This window comes from Tardiphaga sp. 285_C5_N1_2, assembly GCF_052076065.1.
Taxonomy (GTDB): Bacteria; Pseudomonadota; Alphaproteobacteria; order Rhizobiales; family Xanthobacteraceae; genus Tardiphaga; species Tardiphaga robiniae.
This window is the reverse complement of sequence record NZ_CP197241.1, coordinates 5,171,947-5,187,967: the sequence shown is the minus strand read 5'-3', so window position 1 is coordinate 5,187,967 and position 16,021 is coordinate 5,171,947. Positions and strand designations below refer to the sequence as shown.

The 16,021-nt window shown below is 61.9% G+C and carries 14 protein-coding genes; 6 read left to right on the top strand and 8 right to left on the bottom strand.

Going from position 1 to position 16,021, the window contains the following annotated elements:
• Positions 1-41: 41 nt before the first annotated feature.
• Together AB7951_RS24595 and AB7951_RS24590 are read left to right on the top strand one after the other, a co-directional pair.
• Positions 42-1,367, top strand: a complete 1,326-nt coding sequence (locus AB7951_RS24595; protein ID WP_089262721.1) for a polyhydroxyalkanoate depolymerase — start codon at positions 42-44, stop codon at positions 1,365-1,367.
• 291 nt (positions 1,368-1,658) lie between these two features.
• Positions 1,659-2,495 carry a M48 family metallopeptidase gene (locus AB7951_RS24590; RefSeq protein WP_089262719.1) on the top strand — a complete coding sequence of 279 codons (837 nt, stop codon included), beginning with the start codon at positions 1,659-1,661 and terminating at the stop codon, positions 2,493-2,495.
• A gap of 51 nt (positions 2,496-2,546) precedes the next feature.
• On the opposite strand, the gene AB7951_RS24585 is transcribed toward AB7951_RS24590, so the two are convergent.
• A complete protein-coding gene (locus tag AB7951_RS24585; RefSeq protein ID WP_120288283.1) occupies positions 2,547-4,814 on the bottom strand; it encodes a transglycosylase domain-containing protein in 2,268 nt (755 codons plus the stop codon).
• A gap of 946 nt (positions 4,815-5,760) precedes the next feature.
• Between AB7951_RS24585 and tcmP the strand changes: the two genes are divergently transcribed.
• Complete coding sequence (gene tcmP, locus AB7951_RS24580) at positions 5,761-6,657, top strand: three-Cys-motif partner protein TcmP (RefSeq protein ID WP_120288284.1); 897 nt, start codon at positions 5,761-5,763, stop codon at positions 6,655-6,657.
• Here the strand turns inward: tcmP and AB7951_RS24575 are convergent.
• The gene (locus tag AB7951_RS24575) at positions 6,613-7,362 is read right to left on the bottom strand and encodes a DUF5131 family protein (RefSeq protein ID WP_093759745.1); all 750 of its coding nucleotides are present in this window, start codon (positions 7,360-7,362) and stop codon (positions 6,613-6,615) included. The two genes, tcmP and AB7951_RS24575, sit on opposite strands and share 45 nt — an antisense overlap.
• Before the next feature lie 215 nt (positions 7,363-7,577).
• Here AB7951_RS24575 and AB7951_RS24570 point away from each other — a divergent pair, with 215 nt between their 5' ends.
• Positions 7,578-7,940, top strand: a complete 363-nt coding sequence (locus AB7951_RS24570) for a hypothetical protein (RefSeq protein WP_120288285.1) — start codon at positions 7,578-7,580, stop codon at positions 7,938-7,940.
• Between the two features lie 256 nt (positions 7,941-8,196).
• Here the strand turns inward: AB7951_RS24570 and AB7951_RS24565 are convergent, their stop codons facing one another.
• The 3 genes from AB7951_RS24565 to AB7951_RS24555 form a co-directional block, all read right to left on the bottom strand.
• Positions 8,197-9,399 (bottom strand): ABC transporter substrate-binding protein, encoded by a 1,203-nt coding sequence (locus AB7951_RS24565; RefSeq protein ID WP_231081223.1) that lies wholly within the window; start codon positions 9,397-9,399, stop codon positions 8,197-8,199.
• Positions 9,400-9,804: 405 nt separating this feature from the next.
• Positions 9,805-10,170, bottom strand: a complete 366-nt coding sequence (locus AB7951_RS24560) for a DUF1304 domain-containing protein (RefSeq protein ID WP_089262707.1) — start codon at positions 10,168-10,170, stop codon at positions 9,805-9,807.
• A 231-nt stretch (positions 10,171-10,401) separates the two neighbouring features.
• Positions 10,402-12,156: a phosphodiesterase gene (locus tag AB7951_RS24555; protein WP_120288287.1), complete on the bottom strand. Its 1,755-nt coding sequence runs from the start codon at positions 12,154-12,156 to the stop codon at positions 10,402-10,404.
• A 207-nt stretch (positions 12,157-12,363) separates the two neighbouring features.
• Between AB7951_RS24555 and AB7951_RS24550 the strand changes: the two genes are divergently transcribed.
• Positions 12,364-12,690 (top strand): hypothetical protein, encoded by a 327-nt coding sequence (locus AB7951_RS24550; protein ID WP_120288288.1) that lies wholly within the window; start codon positions 12,364-12,366, stop codon positions 12,688-12,690.
• Between the two features lie 182 nt (positions 12,691-12,872).
• Here AB7951_RS24550 and AB7951_RS24545 read toward each other — a convergent pair whose 3' ends face one another.
• The 3 genes from AB7951_RS24545 to mtgA form a co-directional block, all read right to left on the bottom strand.
• The gene (locus AB7951_RS24545) at positions 12,873-13,538 is read right to left on the bottom strand and encodes a hypothetical protein (RefSeq protein ID WP_120288289.1); all 666 of its coding nucleotides are present in this window, start codon (positions 13,536-13,538) and stop codon (positions 12,873-12,875) included.
• Positions 13,539-13,773: 235 nt separating this feature from the next.
• Positions 13,774-13,959 (bottom strand): 50S ribosomal protein L32, encoded by a 186-nt coding sequence (gene rpmF, locus AB7951_RS24540; protein ID WP_068732923.1) that lies wholly within the window; start codon positions 13,957-13,959, stop codon positions 13,774-13,776.
• A 298-nt stretch (positions 13,960-14,257) separates the two neighbouring features.
• Complete coding sequence (mtgA, locus tag AB7951_RS24535; RefSeq protein WP_120288290.1) at positions 14,258-14,920, bottom strand: monofunctional biosynthetic peptidoglycan transglycosylase; 663 nt, start codon at positions 14,918-14,920, stop codon at positions 14,258-14,260.
• Positions 14,921-15,088: 168 nt separating this feature from the next.
• Here mtgA and AB7951_RS24530 point away from each other — a divergent pair, with 168 nt between their 5' ends.
• Positions 15,089-16,015: a polyprenyl synthetase family protein gene (locus tag AB7951_RS24530; RefSeq protein ID WP_120288291.1), complete on the top strand. Its 927-nt coding sequence runs from the start codon at positions 15,089-15,091 to the stop codon at positions 16,013-16,015.
• The last annotated feature ends 6 nt before the right edge of the window (positions 16,016-16,021 follow it).

Below are 16,021 nucleotides of genomic sequence, written 5' to 3'. Positions count from 1 at the left end.
ATACTGCAGCGCAAAAGCAGACGCTCAACGAGTGAGGACAGATGCCGATAGGTGAATTTGGCAGGCCGCCAGCCCTGCCGTCCGAGACGAGCCCGGCTCTGACCACCCCGATGTACTGGATGTATGAGATGGCCTACGCGTCGCTCAATCCGGCGCGCGCGATGACAGACGCTACCAGGATGCTGTTTCAGAATCCGCTGAATCCGTTCTCGCAGACCGAGTTCGGCAAGTCGGTGACAGCGGGCTGCGAATTGTTCGAGCGCACCACGCGTCGCTACGGCAAGCCGGAATGGGGCCTTCACGATACCGACGTGAACGGCGTGCGCACGCCGATCGAGATTCGCTCGGTGTGGGAAAAGCCGTTCTGCCGTCTGTTGTATTTCGATCGCAAGCACCCGCGTCCGCTGCGCGCACCGCAGCCGCGTGTGTTGATCGTGGCGCCGATGTCCGGTCACTACGCGACATTGCTGCGCGGTACCGTCGAAGCCTTCCTGCCGACCCATGAGGTCTACATCACCGACTGGTCGGATGCGCGTCAGGTACCTCTGGCCGCGGGCCGCTTCGATCTCGAAGACTACATCGACTATGTGATCGAGATGTTCCACGTGCTCGGCGGCAACGTCCATGTTCTCGCCGTCTGTCAGCCCGCCGTGCCGGTGCTTGCTGCGGTGTCGGTGATGGAAGCCGAGAACGATCCCTATGTGCCCCTGTCGATGACGCTGATGGGCGGCCCGATCGATACACGCCGCAATCCGACCGCTGTGAACAATCTCGCGGCCGAAAAGGGCATGGATTGGTTCCGCAACAACGTGATCACCAAGGTGCCGTTTCCGCATCCAGGTATCATGCGCGACGTCTATCCAGGCTTTTTGCAGCTCAGCGGCTTCATCAGCATGAATCGCGACCGCCACGTGGAAGCACACAAGAAGCTGTTCGAGAACCTGGTGAAGGGCGATGGCGATCTCGTGGACAAGCATCGCGAATTCTACGACGAATATCTGGCGGTGATGGATCTGACTGCAGAGTATTACCTGCAGACCGTCGATACCGTGTTCGTCAAACATGCGCTGCCGAAGGGCGAGATGACCCATCGCGGCAAGCCTGTTGATCCGTCGAAGGTCGTCAACGTTGCGCTGATGACCGTCGAAGGCGAGAACGACGATATTTCCGGCCTCGGTCAGACCGAAGCGACGCATATGTTGTGCAGTTCGATCCCCGATGAGCGTCGTGTGCATTACGTTCAGAAGGGCGTTGGACACTACGGCGTGTTCAATGGATCGCGATTCAAATCTGAAATCGTGCCGCGCGTGTCTGACTTCATGCTGAGCGCAGCAAGCGCGCGCCATCGCGCCGCTGCTGCTGAGTGATTCAACACGCGCACATGCGGTGACGATGCATCGTCATCGCATGTGCGCGATCACCATCGATGAATCGAAAACAACATCGTTGAAATGCGCGATCATCGCGGGTGAGTTGCGATGGCGCGCTTTCTAAGCCCTTGAAAATAGGCATGGAAACCGGATTTTCCGCCTATTTCTAGCAGCGGTGCGCGATTCACTCTTAGATTCCGAAATTCAACGTTCTTTTGAATCCAGATTCCTGTTCCGGACCCCATCCGGTAGGGGACAAATCGCCTTTTGACCCCGTATATTGGGCAAATGATTTGTTTTTGCGCCGAGCAATTCCCGTGGCGGCGGTTATGGCAGAATCCGGTCGATCTACTGACGACCGGGACTACTGACATGGCCTTCCGCGCACTTCTCTACCGCCGCCCCACCGAACCAGACACGCTTGCCGTCAAACACGGCTCCCAGATCTTCGCCATACGCCTGCGCAGGCACCGCCGTGCGACGCGTTATACGCTGCGCATTCATCCGAGCGAGCGCGAAGCCATCCTGACCATGCCGCCGCGTGGGTCATTGGCCGATGCAAAGGACTTTGCACAACGTCATGGCGCCTGGATCGCCGCGCGTCTCGGCCGTTTGCCGAAGGCAGCACCCTTCGAACACGGCACAACGGTTCCGTTGCGGGGAACTCCGCATAGAATCGTGCACCGCGCGGGGCGGGGGACGGTGTGGACCGAGACCCGCGACAACGGCGAAAAGATCATCTGCGTCGCCGGCGATGTCGAGCATATCGACCGACGTATCCACGATTTCCTCAAGCGCGAAGCCAAGGCCGATCTCGTCAAGGCATCGAACCGCTATGCGGCGCAGCTGAACGTCAAGGTGAAGCGGATCTCGATCCGCGATCAGTCGAGCCGCTGGGGGTCGTGCACCACCGAGGGCTCGCTGTCGTTCTCCTGGCGTCTGATCCTCGCGCCGCCCTTCGTGCTGGATTATCTCGCGGCCCATGAAGTCGGGCATCTCGTCGAGATGAACCACTCGGTGAAGTTCTGGCGCGTGGTCGGGCGTATCTGCCCCGCAACCGAACGCGCCAAGGCCTGGCTCGATACCCATGGCAACGACCTGCATCGCTTCGGCGTGCAGGACTGAGCTTCCTGTCCCGGCCGCGGTGCTGTGCATCGTGTCCGGGACGCTCGCTCACTATCTCCCGAACAGTCGCTCCGTCAGCCAGCCATCGAGCCCGCTCGCGGCTTCCGGCCGCACGTTCTGCTGTGGCTGCTGGCGCGCGGCGGGGTAGCTGGTCTGGGTCGGTGCCGGCGGCTGCGGGCGATAGCCGTTATAGACGGGGGCGCTTGGCACATAGCCGCGTTCCGGTGGCGCTGATGGCGACGGTGCGGGCGATCCGGGCAGCAGGCTCGACAGCGCCTGGCCGATCGGATTGGTGCTGAACGAATTCGACGGCGCCAATCCAGGCACCGGCTGCGGCTGCAGGCCCTGATGCGCTGTCTTCATGAAGCGCGACCAGATCTCCACCGGCAGTCCGCCGCCGGTCGCCTTCTTGGTCGGCGAATTGTCGTCATTGCCGAGCCAGACGCCGGTGACGAGCTGCGAGGTGTAGCCGATGAACCAGGCGTCGCGGAAATCCTGGCTGGTGCCGGTCTTGCCCGCGGCCTGCCAGCCCGGCAGCTCGGCCTTCTTGGCGCTGCCGGACAAAATCGTCTGCTGCATCATCGTGTTCATCATCGCCACGGCGCGGCCGTCGATCACCTGGCTCGCGGTCTCCGCTGGGCGCGTATACAGCGTCTTCTTGCCTTCGACGGTGCGGATGCGGTTCACCACATGGGGCGACACGGCGAGGCCACCATTGGCGAAGGGCGCATAGGCGCCGACCAGTTCGGTCATCGACACTTCCGAGGTGCCGAGCGCGATCGAGGCATTGGCTTCCAGCTTCGAGGCGATGCCCAGCCGATGCGCCGTGCGCACCACACTGGCCGGGCCGACCTCGATGCCGAGCCGCACGGCCACCGTATTCAGCGACATCGACAGCGCCTGGGTCAGGGTCACCGAGCCGAAATATTCGTGGGTGTAGTTCTCCGGCTTCCAGCCCTTGATATCGATCGGCGCGTCGGTGCGGATCGTCTCCGGCGTCAGCCCCGCCTCGATGGCGGTGAGATAGACGAACGGCTTGAAGCTTGATCCCGGCTGGCGCTTCGCGGTCACCGCGCGGTTGAACTGGCTCTCGCTGTAGTTCCGGCCGCCGACCATGGCGCGCACCGAGCCGTCCGGCGTCATCGCCACCAGCGCGCCCTGCGTGACGTTGAACTTGACGCTCTTCGCAGCGAGTTCGTCGATGATCGCGGCTTCGGCCACGCTCTGCAGCTTGGGATCGATGGTGGTCTCGACGATGATGCTCTCGTCGACCTGGCCGACGAGATCGTCCAGCACTTCGCCGATCCAGTCGGCGACATAATTCACCGTGCCGGCGCCGACCGGCTTGACGTTGTATTGCGGCACGCCGGTCGCGCCCTTGGCCTGCGCGGCCGTAATGAATTCGGCGTCCTGCATCGCCGCCAGCACCACCTTGGCGCGCGCCTCGGCGCCTTCCGGATTGCGGTTCGGCGCGAGGCGCGACGGCGACTTCACGAGCCCCGCCAGCATCGCCGCTTCCGCCACCGTGACGTTCTTGGCGGGTTTTCCGAAATATTTCTGCGCCGCCGCTTCCACGCCGTAGGCGCCGGAGCCGAAATAGACGCGGTTGAGATACAGTTCCAGGATCTCCGCCTTGGAATGTTTGCGCTCCAGCCAGAACGCCAGCTCCACTTCCTGCAGCTTGCGCGCCATGGTGCGCTCCTGCGTCAGGAACAGGTTCTTGGCGAGCTGCTGCGTCAGCGTCGAGCCGCCCTGCGACACGCCGCGATGCATCAGGTTGGTGGCCGCCGCGCGCGCGATGCCGATCGGGTCGACGCCGTAATGCGAATAGAACCGCCGGTCTTCAATCGCGATGAACGCCTTCGGCAGATAGGGCGGCAGATCCTTCAGCGACACATTGGCGCCGGCCTGTTCGCCGCGCGTCGCCAGCACCGTGCCGTCCATGCCGACGATCTGAATCGTCGGCGGGCGCTTCGGAATTTCCAGCGACTGGATCGGCGGCAGATGCGCGCCGACATAGATCACGACGCCGACAATGGCGATCGCCGCCCACAGGCCGAGCACCGCGCCCCAGTAGAACAGCCGCTTGACGCCCTTGCCGAAACCGCCGCTGCGCGCCTTGCTCGAAGTTCTGGATTTGCGCGGCTTGTCGCCGCCACTATTGGACTCGCGTTTCGGCGCCTGTTTGGGAGTCTTCTTGGGCCGATCATCGCCGCCGCCGGGCACGCGATCATCCGCCGTGAGGCGCAGATCGGACAGCGCCGCGCCGATCCCGAAGGTCGGCTCCTTGCGCCCGCTCTTTTTCTTGCCCCACGCCATACGCAAACACCACGCCACCCGATACCGCGGAGCCTAGCCGCCGCGGTTTAAGGGGCGGTTACGCAGAAGTTAACGTAAGGGAAACGCGGTTCCATGGTCAGGCCGCTATTTGTACGTGCTCGTATGCGCGAAGCCTCTGCCAACATGGCTGTCATCCCCGCGAAGGCGGGGATCCATAACCTCCGAGTTCATGTTTGGCCCGAAGGATAAGCGTTGCGAGATCCTCGTCTCGATTATCTCTGCACGTGTCTATGGATCCCCGCCCCGCGTGCGCCTTCGGCGCACTAGGCGGGGATGACACGAGAGTATGTGGAGCGCGCCCTGCGTCACACGCTGCCGCGGCTTCCGCTTCAACTGTCAAACAGCCACGTCCAGCAAAAAGGGAAATCTTACCACCGCCCACGCGCCGTCCGTATCGCGCCCGTGGCGCAAAGCGGGTGGACCGGTTTTCCCCCTCGACAATGAGGGGGATGACGCGCCGAAAGGCGCAACTTCAACATTCTCGCGTGTCGCTCCGGCCTTGCGAAGGCCCTTGCGATCCGCGCATCGCCTTTCGGCGCGCCATCGCGGCTTTTCTGTTCGAGGGACCGTGCTTCCGGGTACTGGGCAGGACTAATGAAAGTCCTTCGTTCCGGACAGGCTTTCGCCTGCCTTCACCCGCACCCGTCCAGCCGTTTCCGGCAGAGCCCCGTAGTGGGCCCGGACGGTGACCCCCGACCTCCCGAGTGCGTGCTTGCGAGGCACGTCCGCGGGCGCCGCATCCAAACTCCACTTCGAAAGCGCCCTCGAGAAGCGCCCCTCGTGAGTAGGACGAAAAGGAATATAGTCTGATCCGTAAAGGTGTCAACTGGTGAACAGCTAAAAAGTTAGTTCAATCTTGTTCTCGCGTACTGGTTGAGGCATTCTAATTTGAGGGTCTGGGGAGGCCTTCGAGTGGGGCTTGTAGATGATCGATCACGAGTTTGGAGGTCAGCACACCGAACTCAAGCTATCCATCATTGAAGGATATCTACGTGCATTCACGACCGCTCTAAGGCCTCACTTTAAGAACCTTTGGTACATCGACGCCTTCGCTGGGACAGGCAGTCGCACAGTGCGAACAGAGCGAAAGGGAGCCTCTCTAGTTGAGGCACCAGCCGACGAGGTGGTTGAGCGCCGGCGCGGCTCGGCTCAAATTGCTATCGATACGCGCCCACTCTTCGATTTTCTCGTATTTATCGAAAAGAATAAAAATTACGTAGCTGCATTAAACGATCTAGCTGCACACAATCTTCAGCGGAAGATTGTGGTCGCGGAAGAAGATGCCAATACAGCACTGCGACAACTGGTGGACAACAACAGATGGGATGACAAGAGAGCTGTGGTCTTCCTTGACCCATACGGAATGGAGGTCGAATGGTCCACACTAGAAGCACTTGCTTCAACAGAAGCAATTGACGTTTGGTTCTTGTTCCCACTAGCAGGTCTATTTAGACAGGCAACGCGTCGCCTACCGGATATCGATGAATCTAAGCGTGCTGCGCTTACGCGTATGTTCGGCTCTGCAGCGTGGGAGTCGGAGTTATATCCTGTTGAGGCCGCCGACCTGCTGGGTGCCATTCCAGAACGGCGAAGGGACTTGGACCCACGCGGACTTGAAGCTTATGTTCAGAAGAGGCTCAGCACCATATTTAGTAAAGTTCTCAAACCGTTGGCATTGCCCGTTCGCAAAGGGCCACAGATGTTCTCGCTTTTCCTCTGCATCTCAAACAAGACGCCAAAAGCAATCGGCTTGGCAACGAATATCGGGAGTCATCTTTTAGACTCGAAGCGGCATCTCATCAAAAGTTCGACCACGAAGTAGGCGGCCAGCTGCTTTCTTGTTCTTCCCGCCCCACTGCTTAAAGAAGAATGCTGCCCCTGACCGCCGGCACATAGCTTCGATCTCATCTACCCATTCGAGTTTCATCTCGCGTGAGCGCGGGCCGCTCTCCCCGCCAACGATCACCCAATGAATTCCTCGTAGGTCGCCCGCGGCAACAGATCCAATGAGTGGTTCTAGCGATACAAACCGCACTGCTGCCGGCACGGCTCTAATCGCATCTAGGCGATTGAGAACGCGGCCATCTTCGACGCTTGTGCCAAGCCACACATTCGGAAGTACGGAAAAGCCCGGATGGTTGAGAATCTGCGCCATCCGCTCCGGGCGCTTTGTCAAAATCTGATAGGTGTGGCGCGGCGTGTCTTGCATCACCTTCCAGACACGACGGATAAACTCGACTGGCACATCGTCGTGAAACAGGTCGGACATAGAATTCACAAAGACCTTGCGCGGCTTCGACCATGATCGCGGCGCATCGAGTGATTTTTCATCGAGACGAATTTTCCCGGTCCAAACGGCTCTGCCTCCGCTCTTGCGAGTAAGCCCTTTGTATTTTTCAGCGCCCATCGCATCGAGTCTGGCGGCCATCCGCATTGCGTAGCAGTTTGTACATCCAGCTGTCAGCACGGTACATCCGGCGACCGGATTCCACGTTGCGTCAGTCCACTCGATTGATGTGTCAGCCATAGGAGCCTCTCAAGTTCCTATAGAATCTCAAGAAAGTGGTTAGATTTAGTTACTCAGTCTTCCAAACCTACTCAATAGAGGCGGCGAAAATCTGCGCTCGCGATGTCTCCCACATCATCGCCGCATTAACCTCACTAAACTACCACACCCATTCCAGACCTTCCGCACACTTCATCGCTATTGCTTCGCTCCTTCCCAACCGGAAAGGAACGACCATGCGCATTATGACAGCGACGGCCCTCGCGGCCATTCTCTCGCTCGGCACGCCGGGTTTCGTGCTCGCACAGGGAGCTGCGAACCAGGCTGAGAAGGCTCCGGCCAAATCCGGCGAGCGGACCAGCGCCAAGATTTCCAGCATCCAGGTGGTGGACGTCAAGCAATTGCCGGAGGCGGTGAAGAAGCAGGTCGAGGAGGTCGTGTCGAAATCCAGCGAGGAGGATCTGAAGGCGCTGCGCGCCTCGATCGATGCGTCGCCGGCGGCCGCCAATGCGCTCAAGGAAAAGGGCATGAGTTCGGCGCAGGTGGTGGCGATCAATATCGCCGATGGTGTGCTGACGATGTTTGCTAAGACGGCATAGGTGCGCGATGGCGCGCTTGCGCCGGAGGCCTCTGCCACACGCACCACACTCTCGTCATGGCCGAGCAGTGCGAGGCGAGCTTCGCTAGATGACCCAGCCATCCAGCTTTGCTGTACGCTAACAAGTAAGATGGATGCCCGGGTCAAGCCCGGGCATGACGTGGTGAGAGTGTTGAGCGCGTCAGCGAAAGTTGAAGCCGCGCACAAATGCAAAGCCACGCGCCGATGATCCCGCGCGTGGCTTTGTCGTGTGCAGCCTAACCCGCCGAATCATCCTCGATGATCGGGCCGAACAGTTCCCAGCGCTCGCCGTTGAAGCGCTGCATCTGCAACTGCTTGTTGACGCGGTAGTCGGTGGGTGAGGTGGACAGGCTCATGCCGGGCAGGCCGAGATCGGTCTTGAAGCCCGAAATGCTGCTGGCCTGCTTCATCACATTGGCGCGGGTGAGGTCGTCGCCGCAGCGCTTCAGCACTTCCACCATGAGCTGGGCATTGCCGTAGCCATAGGTGTTGAAGTTCGAGTTCTTGTCGCCGTCGGGATAATATTTGTCCATGAAGGCCATGTAGCGCTTCATGCCCTCGTCGTCCTTCCACTGCGGGTCCAGCGGGTCCTTGCCGTAATTGGTCGAGATGAGACCCTTGGAATTGTCGAGCCCCGCAGGCACCAGCACGGCGCCCACCGAGGTCGCATTGATGTCGACGATGTGGATCGGCTTCCAGCCGAGATCCGCCACCTTCTTGATCGCCTGCGCGGCGAATTTCGGCGTCGAGGCGTTGAACAAGAGGTCGGCGCCGGAGGACTTCAGCTTGACGATCTGCGAGTCGATGGTCGGGTCGGCGAGTTCATAGGACGCTTCCGAAACGATCATCGACGCGGCCTTGTCGCCGAGCCCGGCCTTCATGCCGGTGAGATAGTCACGGCCGAGATCGTCATTCTGCCAGAGGATGGCGATCTTGGCGGTCGGATGGTTCTTCAGGATGTATTTGGCGTAGATCCGGCCTTCGGTTTGGTAGTTGGGATTGTAGCCCATGGTCCAGGGGAAGTTCTTCGGATCGGTGAAGCGCGTGGCGCCGGTGGCGGCGAACAGTTGCGGCACCTGCTTCTGGTTCAGATATTTCTGCACGCCCGCATTGGACGGCGTGCCGATGATCTGGAAGGTCAGCAGGACTTCGTCGGATTCGACCAGCTTGCGCACCTGCTCCACGGCCTTGGGCGGCGAATAGGCGTCGTCATACTGGATCAGGTTGATCTTGCGGCCGTTGACGCCGCCCTGGTCGTTGACCATCTTGAAATAAGCGAGCTGCGTCTTGGCGATCGACGAATAGGCCGAGGCGGGGCCCGAGAACGGCACGGTCTGGCCGATCTTGATCTCGGTATCGGTGGCGCCGGGATCGTATTTCTTCTGCGCGGATGCCGGATTGATCGCGGCGGATGTGGCCGTGAGCGCAATCGCCGCCATCCCGACGAATTTGGCCGATGTGGCGAAGCGATGAAGAAGCGTAGTTCTCATGTCGTTGCCTCCCTGATGATGTCACTCGACAGTCGTTCCCGTGTGGGCGCCGTCGTTATCGGGGAGTGTGAGGCAAGGATTTCGCGTTGGCAAGGCGAGGAGATGGGCACTTTCCTTCACCTCTCCCCGCTCCTGGCGAAGCGAAGCTTCGCTAGGTGGGGAGAGGTCGCCGCGCCTTCGCGGCGGGTGAGGGGCCATGCACACGGGTTGACCCTAACTCCGTCGGTGCGGGTCAGTGAGCCGCTGCACAGTTTGTGCGATCCGAGGGCGAACGTTTGTCGCGGCTGCGTGCCATGCCCCTCATCCCACCCTTCTCCCCGCAGGCGGGGAGAAGGAGCCGCGCGGCGCTCCGGGCTAACTTGCCAGCCACAACACGATCAGCGCCAGCGCCGCCGGTGCAGCCTGCACATAGAGAATGCGCTTGCTCACCGTCGCTGCGCCGTAAGCACCGGCGACGATCACGCACAGCAAAAAGAACGCCTTGATCTGGAACGCGAAGGCGGGTGCGGAATGCAGCAGGCCCCAGATCAGCCCGGCGGCGAGGAAGCCGTTATAGAGGCCCTGATTGGCGGCGAGCACTGCGGTGATCTCGGCCTTCTCCGGCGTGTTCCGGAAGGTCTTCAGGCCCTGCGGCTTCTGCCAGAGAAACATTTCCAGCACGAGAAAATAGATGTGCAGCGCCGCGACCAGCGCGGTCAGAAGATTACCGATGAAGTTCATGAGAGCCCCCCGTTAGTATCCCCAGCGTCATTCCCGGCAAACCAATTGGTTTGCCTGAGGGCGCGAACGCCTCTTGGCGGTCGCGAACCCGGAATCTGGATGTGTTCATACCATAACAAGATTCCCCGCCACTCCCATTGGAGTGGCTGAGGTTCGCATTCTCAGCTTCGCTGAGAAAGCGCCCCGGAATGACGAAGGTAGATAGCCCGGAATGACAGTGTGGGACCGAAACTATCCCACCGCCGGCTTCGGCAGCGATGCCGGGTCCAGCCACGGACGCGCGGATGACGCGAGGCCGGTAAGGCGACCCTGAATGTAGTCGCAGCCCCAGTCGCGCAGCAGCAGGCCGGACTCCTCGTCCTGCACCCATTCGGCGACGGTCTTGATGCCGAGCCGATGGCACAGATCGATCAGGGTCTGCACGAAAGCGCGGTCGTCGGCGGAATGCGCGATGTTCTGCACGAAGGCGCCGTCGATCTTGACGATATCGACGCCGAGCTTGCGCAAATTGCGGAACGAGGTGTAGCCGGCGCCGAAATCGTCGATGGCGATGCGGCTGCCGAAATTCTTCAGCCGCGTGACGAAGCCGCGGACGTCGTCGAGGTCCTGGATGGCCACGGTCTCGGTGATCTCGACGATCAGCCGCTGCGCGACACCGGGATGGGCCGCCATCATCGACTCGATGGAGGTCCACCAGTCCGGATCCATTGTCGTATCCGGCGAGATGTTCAGCGAGAGCTGCACATCCGGCGCGGCGGCGAGTTCGGCGACGACCAGTTCGAGCACGCGGTGATCCACCAGCCGGATCAGCCCCAGCTTCTCGGCCACCGGCACGATATCCGGCGCCAGCAGCAATTGCCCGTCATCCTGCTTCATGCGCACCAGCGCTTCATAGAAAGCGGGGGTGCGGCTGTCGGCATGCATCACGGGTTCGAAGGCCGTGACGATGCGGCGCTCGTTCAGCGCAGTCACGATCTCGTCGGTGACGCGGATATTGACGCGGCGCTGCGCATCGCGCTCCACGTTCGGCCGCCACAGGGCAAAGCTGCCGTGGCGGCGGCGCTTGGCGCCGTTCAGGGTTTCCTGCGCGCGGTTGACGGCTTCGTTGACGTTCTGCGCATAGCGGGGAACGCTGACGGCGCCGATGGTGGCGGTCACCGAGACCGGGCCGGATTGCGTCGGGATGACGTCGTCGCGGATGCCGACCAGAAAGCGCTCGGCGGCGATGGTGGCATCGTCAACAGTGCAGTTCTTCAGGATCAGGCCGAACTTGTTGCCGGAGAAGCGGCCCATCACGTCGCCGCCGCGCAGCCGCGCGCGAATCCGCCTGGCGATCTCGACGATCACCTCGTCAGCGATATCGAAGCCGAAGGCGTCGTTGATGCGCGCCAGATGATCGATGCCGATCAGCATGAAGGCAAAGGACGAGCGGAAGCGGGTGGCTTCCTCGATCGCTTCGGCAAGCGACGCCAGAAGATGCGCACGATTGAGTTCGCCGGTGACGGGATCGTGCTGCGCCAGTTTCAGCAGTTGTTCGTCGCGGGCATGGCGTTCGTTGTCGATGCGGACGACGCCTTCGACACGCACCGCCTTGCCCGCGGCATCGGCACGGCAGTTGCCGCTTTCCTCGATCCACAGCACGGCGGCCGTGGTCGAGGCGCGTAGTCCGTATTCGATCCGGTAGGTGCCGCCGCCGGAAGCGAGTGCCTTGGCCAGTGCCTCGGTGCGAATGCCACGCTGCGGCTCAATAAGAGTCGCAAGCTCGGCGCCGCTGGCGATGGCGGCCGGGGAAATGTCGGTGAAGATGGCGGCGGCCTGGTCGGTCCAGGTGATCCGGTCGCTGGCAATGTCCCAGATGAAGGCGGCCTGGCCGAGTGCGGCCAGAATCTCTGCTGCCTGCGGCTCGGAAGCGCGACCTGCCTGCAAGGAAGAATCGGCGCTCTGGGAAACAGCGGATGTCAAAGTCGCCTCGTTTTGGGACGTCATCGGGTGATTCGCCCCCCGACAATACGGCTCAGATCGCTACAATCGTTAGTCAAAGTTCCTAAAGACTTAAGAAAGTGTAGCCGGGCAGGCCTTCGCAAAGCTGATGAGGCCCCGATCTGAGTTGTGGAGAGCCGCGGCACGACCCTTGCGACGCAGAGGGTGGAGGGGCAACCCTCGTCCCGTATTGAGACGCGAGCACTGTTAACGATGTCGATTTCCGCGACCCGCGCTTACGCCACGACGCCGCAGCCGATGCGGCGCGCCGGCGATTTCGTGGTCGAAAAAGAGTCGGTCATCGTGGAAGCCGTCGCGCTGACGCGGCTTGAGCCGGTGCAGCATACCGCCCCGGTGTCGTCACGCGTGGCACGGCCCGACGCATCCTTCATCGCACATCTGATCGCGACCGCCGAGCAGGCGCCGCAAACGCGGGTGCTGCGCCGCGCGGATGTCGCCGATGTCGAGGCGGCCTATCGGGCGGTGGCAAATATGTATGTTGCGGGATCGGCGATCAGCCGCACGCAGCGTACGGCCTGACTCGGCACTCTCCGCTGTCGTCCTCGCCTAGCACGCCGAAGGCGTGCGCGGGGCGGGGACCCATAAACACCGAAGAATTAATAAAAGACGCTGTGGATGTGGCTCTGCCCCTGTTTCAGTTTTGAAATCGGAGGCTATGGGTCCCCGCATTCGCGAGGACGACGGGCTGAGAGGTCCGTCGCTTACGTCTTCGGCTTGTCGTCAGGCGACGCGACGCCACCCGGCTGCAAATCCGGTGACGTGATTTGCGGCGACGTATGCGCCGCGACTTCCGGCGGGACCGGGGTCGATTCAAGTTTCGGCTCGATCCGTTCGAGCTTCTCGACCTTTGGCTCCGGACGATCGGTCAGCACGGCTTCGGCAACTGACGTCGCGGCCGGAACGTGAGTGGGCGGAGGCGTCGGAGCGACTGGCGCTGGCTCATAACGCGGTGCTGGCTCCGGTGCATAAACCGGCGCGGCGACGCGGCGCGGACGGCGGGCGCGGAGCGAGATGCCGGCGAGGAAATCCACCATCGCCGTCAGGGTGATCAGGAAGAAGGTCGCGTTGCCGAATTTCGGCAGCATCACGAATTCAGTAGCTGCCGCGCCGAACACCAGCAGCGACAGGAAATGATCGGTGAAATATTTCGGCGCCGGGCGCGCGGCGCGCATCACTTCGAGCCACAGCAAGAGAATGCTGAGCGCAACGAGCAGGTCGTTGAGCGTCACCATCCAGATGTCTTTCGACATCAGCGTGATCGGGAAGAGGGGGATCGGACCCGACAGCGCGAGGTCGGGCATCAGGAAGGCGATGATGTTGCAGATCGCCACTGGAATCAGCAGCAGCGGGAAACCGATCGACGCCATCGAAGGCCTTCTTTGCGAGCGAGAGAACCAGAACGCATGTGGGCGATGCAGGACATCACCGGGACAACGCATTAGCTCCAGAGTTGGAGCGAATTCGGGCGGAAGACCAGTTCAGAATTATAGTCTGAACAGCTTTCTCGGCTTGCCCGCTGGCGCTTCGACCCGCCTGACCCGGACCTTACGTGGACGAGCGAAGGCGGCGCCACCTGACGTGGCGCTGCCCTCCATCCAGTGGTCAGGATTCTTTCTTCACCTTCAGAACCTGACGACCCTTATACATGCCGGTCTTCAGGTCGAGGTGGTGCGGACGGCGCAGTTCGCCGGAGTCCTTGTCCTCGACATAGGTCGGGGTCTTGAGTGCGTCAGCCGAACGACGCATGCCACGCCGCGACGGCGATGTTTTTCTTCTCGGAACGGCCATAGGAAAAGTCCTTGCAGGTTCTTGGCAGATGGTTTCGATCGGCGCCCGGTGACAGGCGGCCAGCACAGAACGCGCGGGCAAAATCGCTGATAAGGCCGGGCTTATAACGGAATGACGACGCGATGGCTAGGGCGGGGCCGCGGGAATTTTAGGGCAAATGGGGCCCCGAACTCGTCGTTCCGGGACAGGACCGGCGGCAAAGCCGACGGGCATGGGCCCGGAACCTCGAAGTGTTTTGAACATATCGGGATTCCGGGCTCGTTCGCAGCTGGCGCTGCGCCTGTCCCGGAATGACAGCCTAGTTCCAGCACCTCTGCAGCTCCGCCGCCTGCGCCCGCGCCATATAGGTTCCCGCCAGACGCCGCACCCCCGGCCCCGGCGTCCGGGCGCTGCGGGTGACCGGATTGGGTAGGATCGCCGCCAGAAGCGCGGCTTCCCGGGCCGACAGGTTTGAGGCCGGCCGATTGAAGGCATATTCGGCGCCGGCCTGGGCGCCAAACTGCCCGGATGGGCCCATTTCGGCGATATTCAGGTAGATTTCCAGGATCCGCTGCTTGGACAGCATCAGATCGACCCACATGGCCAGCGGGATTTCGAGGCCCTTGCGGATCACGCTGCGGCCCGACCACAGGAACAGGTTTTTCGCCACCTGCTGGGTGATGGTGGAACCGCCGCCGGAGACTTCGCCGTCCTGGGCGTCGTCGATGGCGTTTTGCAGGGAATCCCAGTCGATGCCGCGATGGCTGCAGAATTTGGCGTCTTCGGACGCGACCACGCTGCGCGGCAGCGCCGGCGACATGGCCTTGAGGTCAACCCAGGTCCGCTCCACGGGGGAACCGGTGATCCAGCGCCAGGCCATCAGCGCCGAAATCGGCCGGCCGACGGCATAAAGCGGCGTCAGCAGATAGGGCAATGCGAGGAGCAGGATTCCGATCAGGATGAGGCGGCGGATAAGGCGCAAGAGGGGCGTTCCCGGTCGGAGCTATGCCGCTGATAAAGCGGGCTTTCCCCGCTCTTTTCAAGCCGGTTAAGCTTGCCGCGACCAATCGCGGCGGGACGCCGCAGGCGCAATTGACGTGGCCTTTGCCATAGAGGATTGTCCGGCCAAATTGTTCTGGAGCTATTCTTAATGTCGACCGGTGCTTCCACCAAAGATTTTGCCTCGCGCCTGGACCAGACCGCGGACGATACCGAAGCCGTACTGACCAAAGTGCTCGCCGATGGCGTGCTACCCGATGAAATCGCCCGGCCGAAGCGGCTGATGGATGCGATGCGTTACTCCTCGCTCGGCGGCGGCAAGCGGCTGCGTCCGTTCCTGGTGGTCGAGAGCGCGGCGGTATTCGGCGTGCATCGCGAGCAGGCGCTGCTGGTTGGCGCCGCCCTCGAATGCATCCACTGCTATTCGCTGATCCACGACGATCTACCGGCGATGGACAACAGCGACCTGCGCCGCGGCCGCCCGACCCTGCACAAGGCGACCGACGATGCCACCGCAATCCTCGCCGGCGACGCGCTGCTGACGCTGGCCTTCGACATCGTCACCCGCGATGAGATCCATTCCGATGCGACGGTGCGCCTGCTGCTGACCCGAGCCCTCGCGCGCTGCGCTGGTTTGGGCGGCATGGTCGGTGGCCAGATGCTCGATCTCGCCGGCGAAGGCCGCTTCGGCGACAAGGGGCCGGTCGACGTCGCGCGTGTTCAGCAGATGAAGACCGGTGCGCTGCTGCGTTACGGCGTCATCGCCGGTGCGCTGCTCGGCCAGGCCACGCAGAAGGAATACAAGGCGCTCGACGATTACGGCCGCGCGCTCGGCGAAGCCTTCCAGATCGCCGATGATTTGCTCGACGTCGAAGGCGACGCCGCGGCGCTCGGCAAGCCCGCCGGTGCCGATGCCGTACTGAACAAGACGACGTTCGTCACGCAGCTCGGCGTAGAAGGCGCCAAGAAGCGTGTCGCCGATCTGATCGCCACTGCCGACGCATCGCTGTCGATCTTCGGCGCCAAGGGCGACGTGCTGCGCGCCGCCGCCCGCTTCGTGGCCGAGCGCAAGAACTAAGGAAGA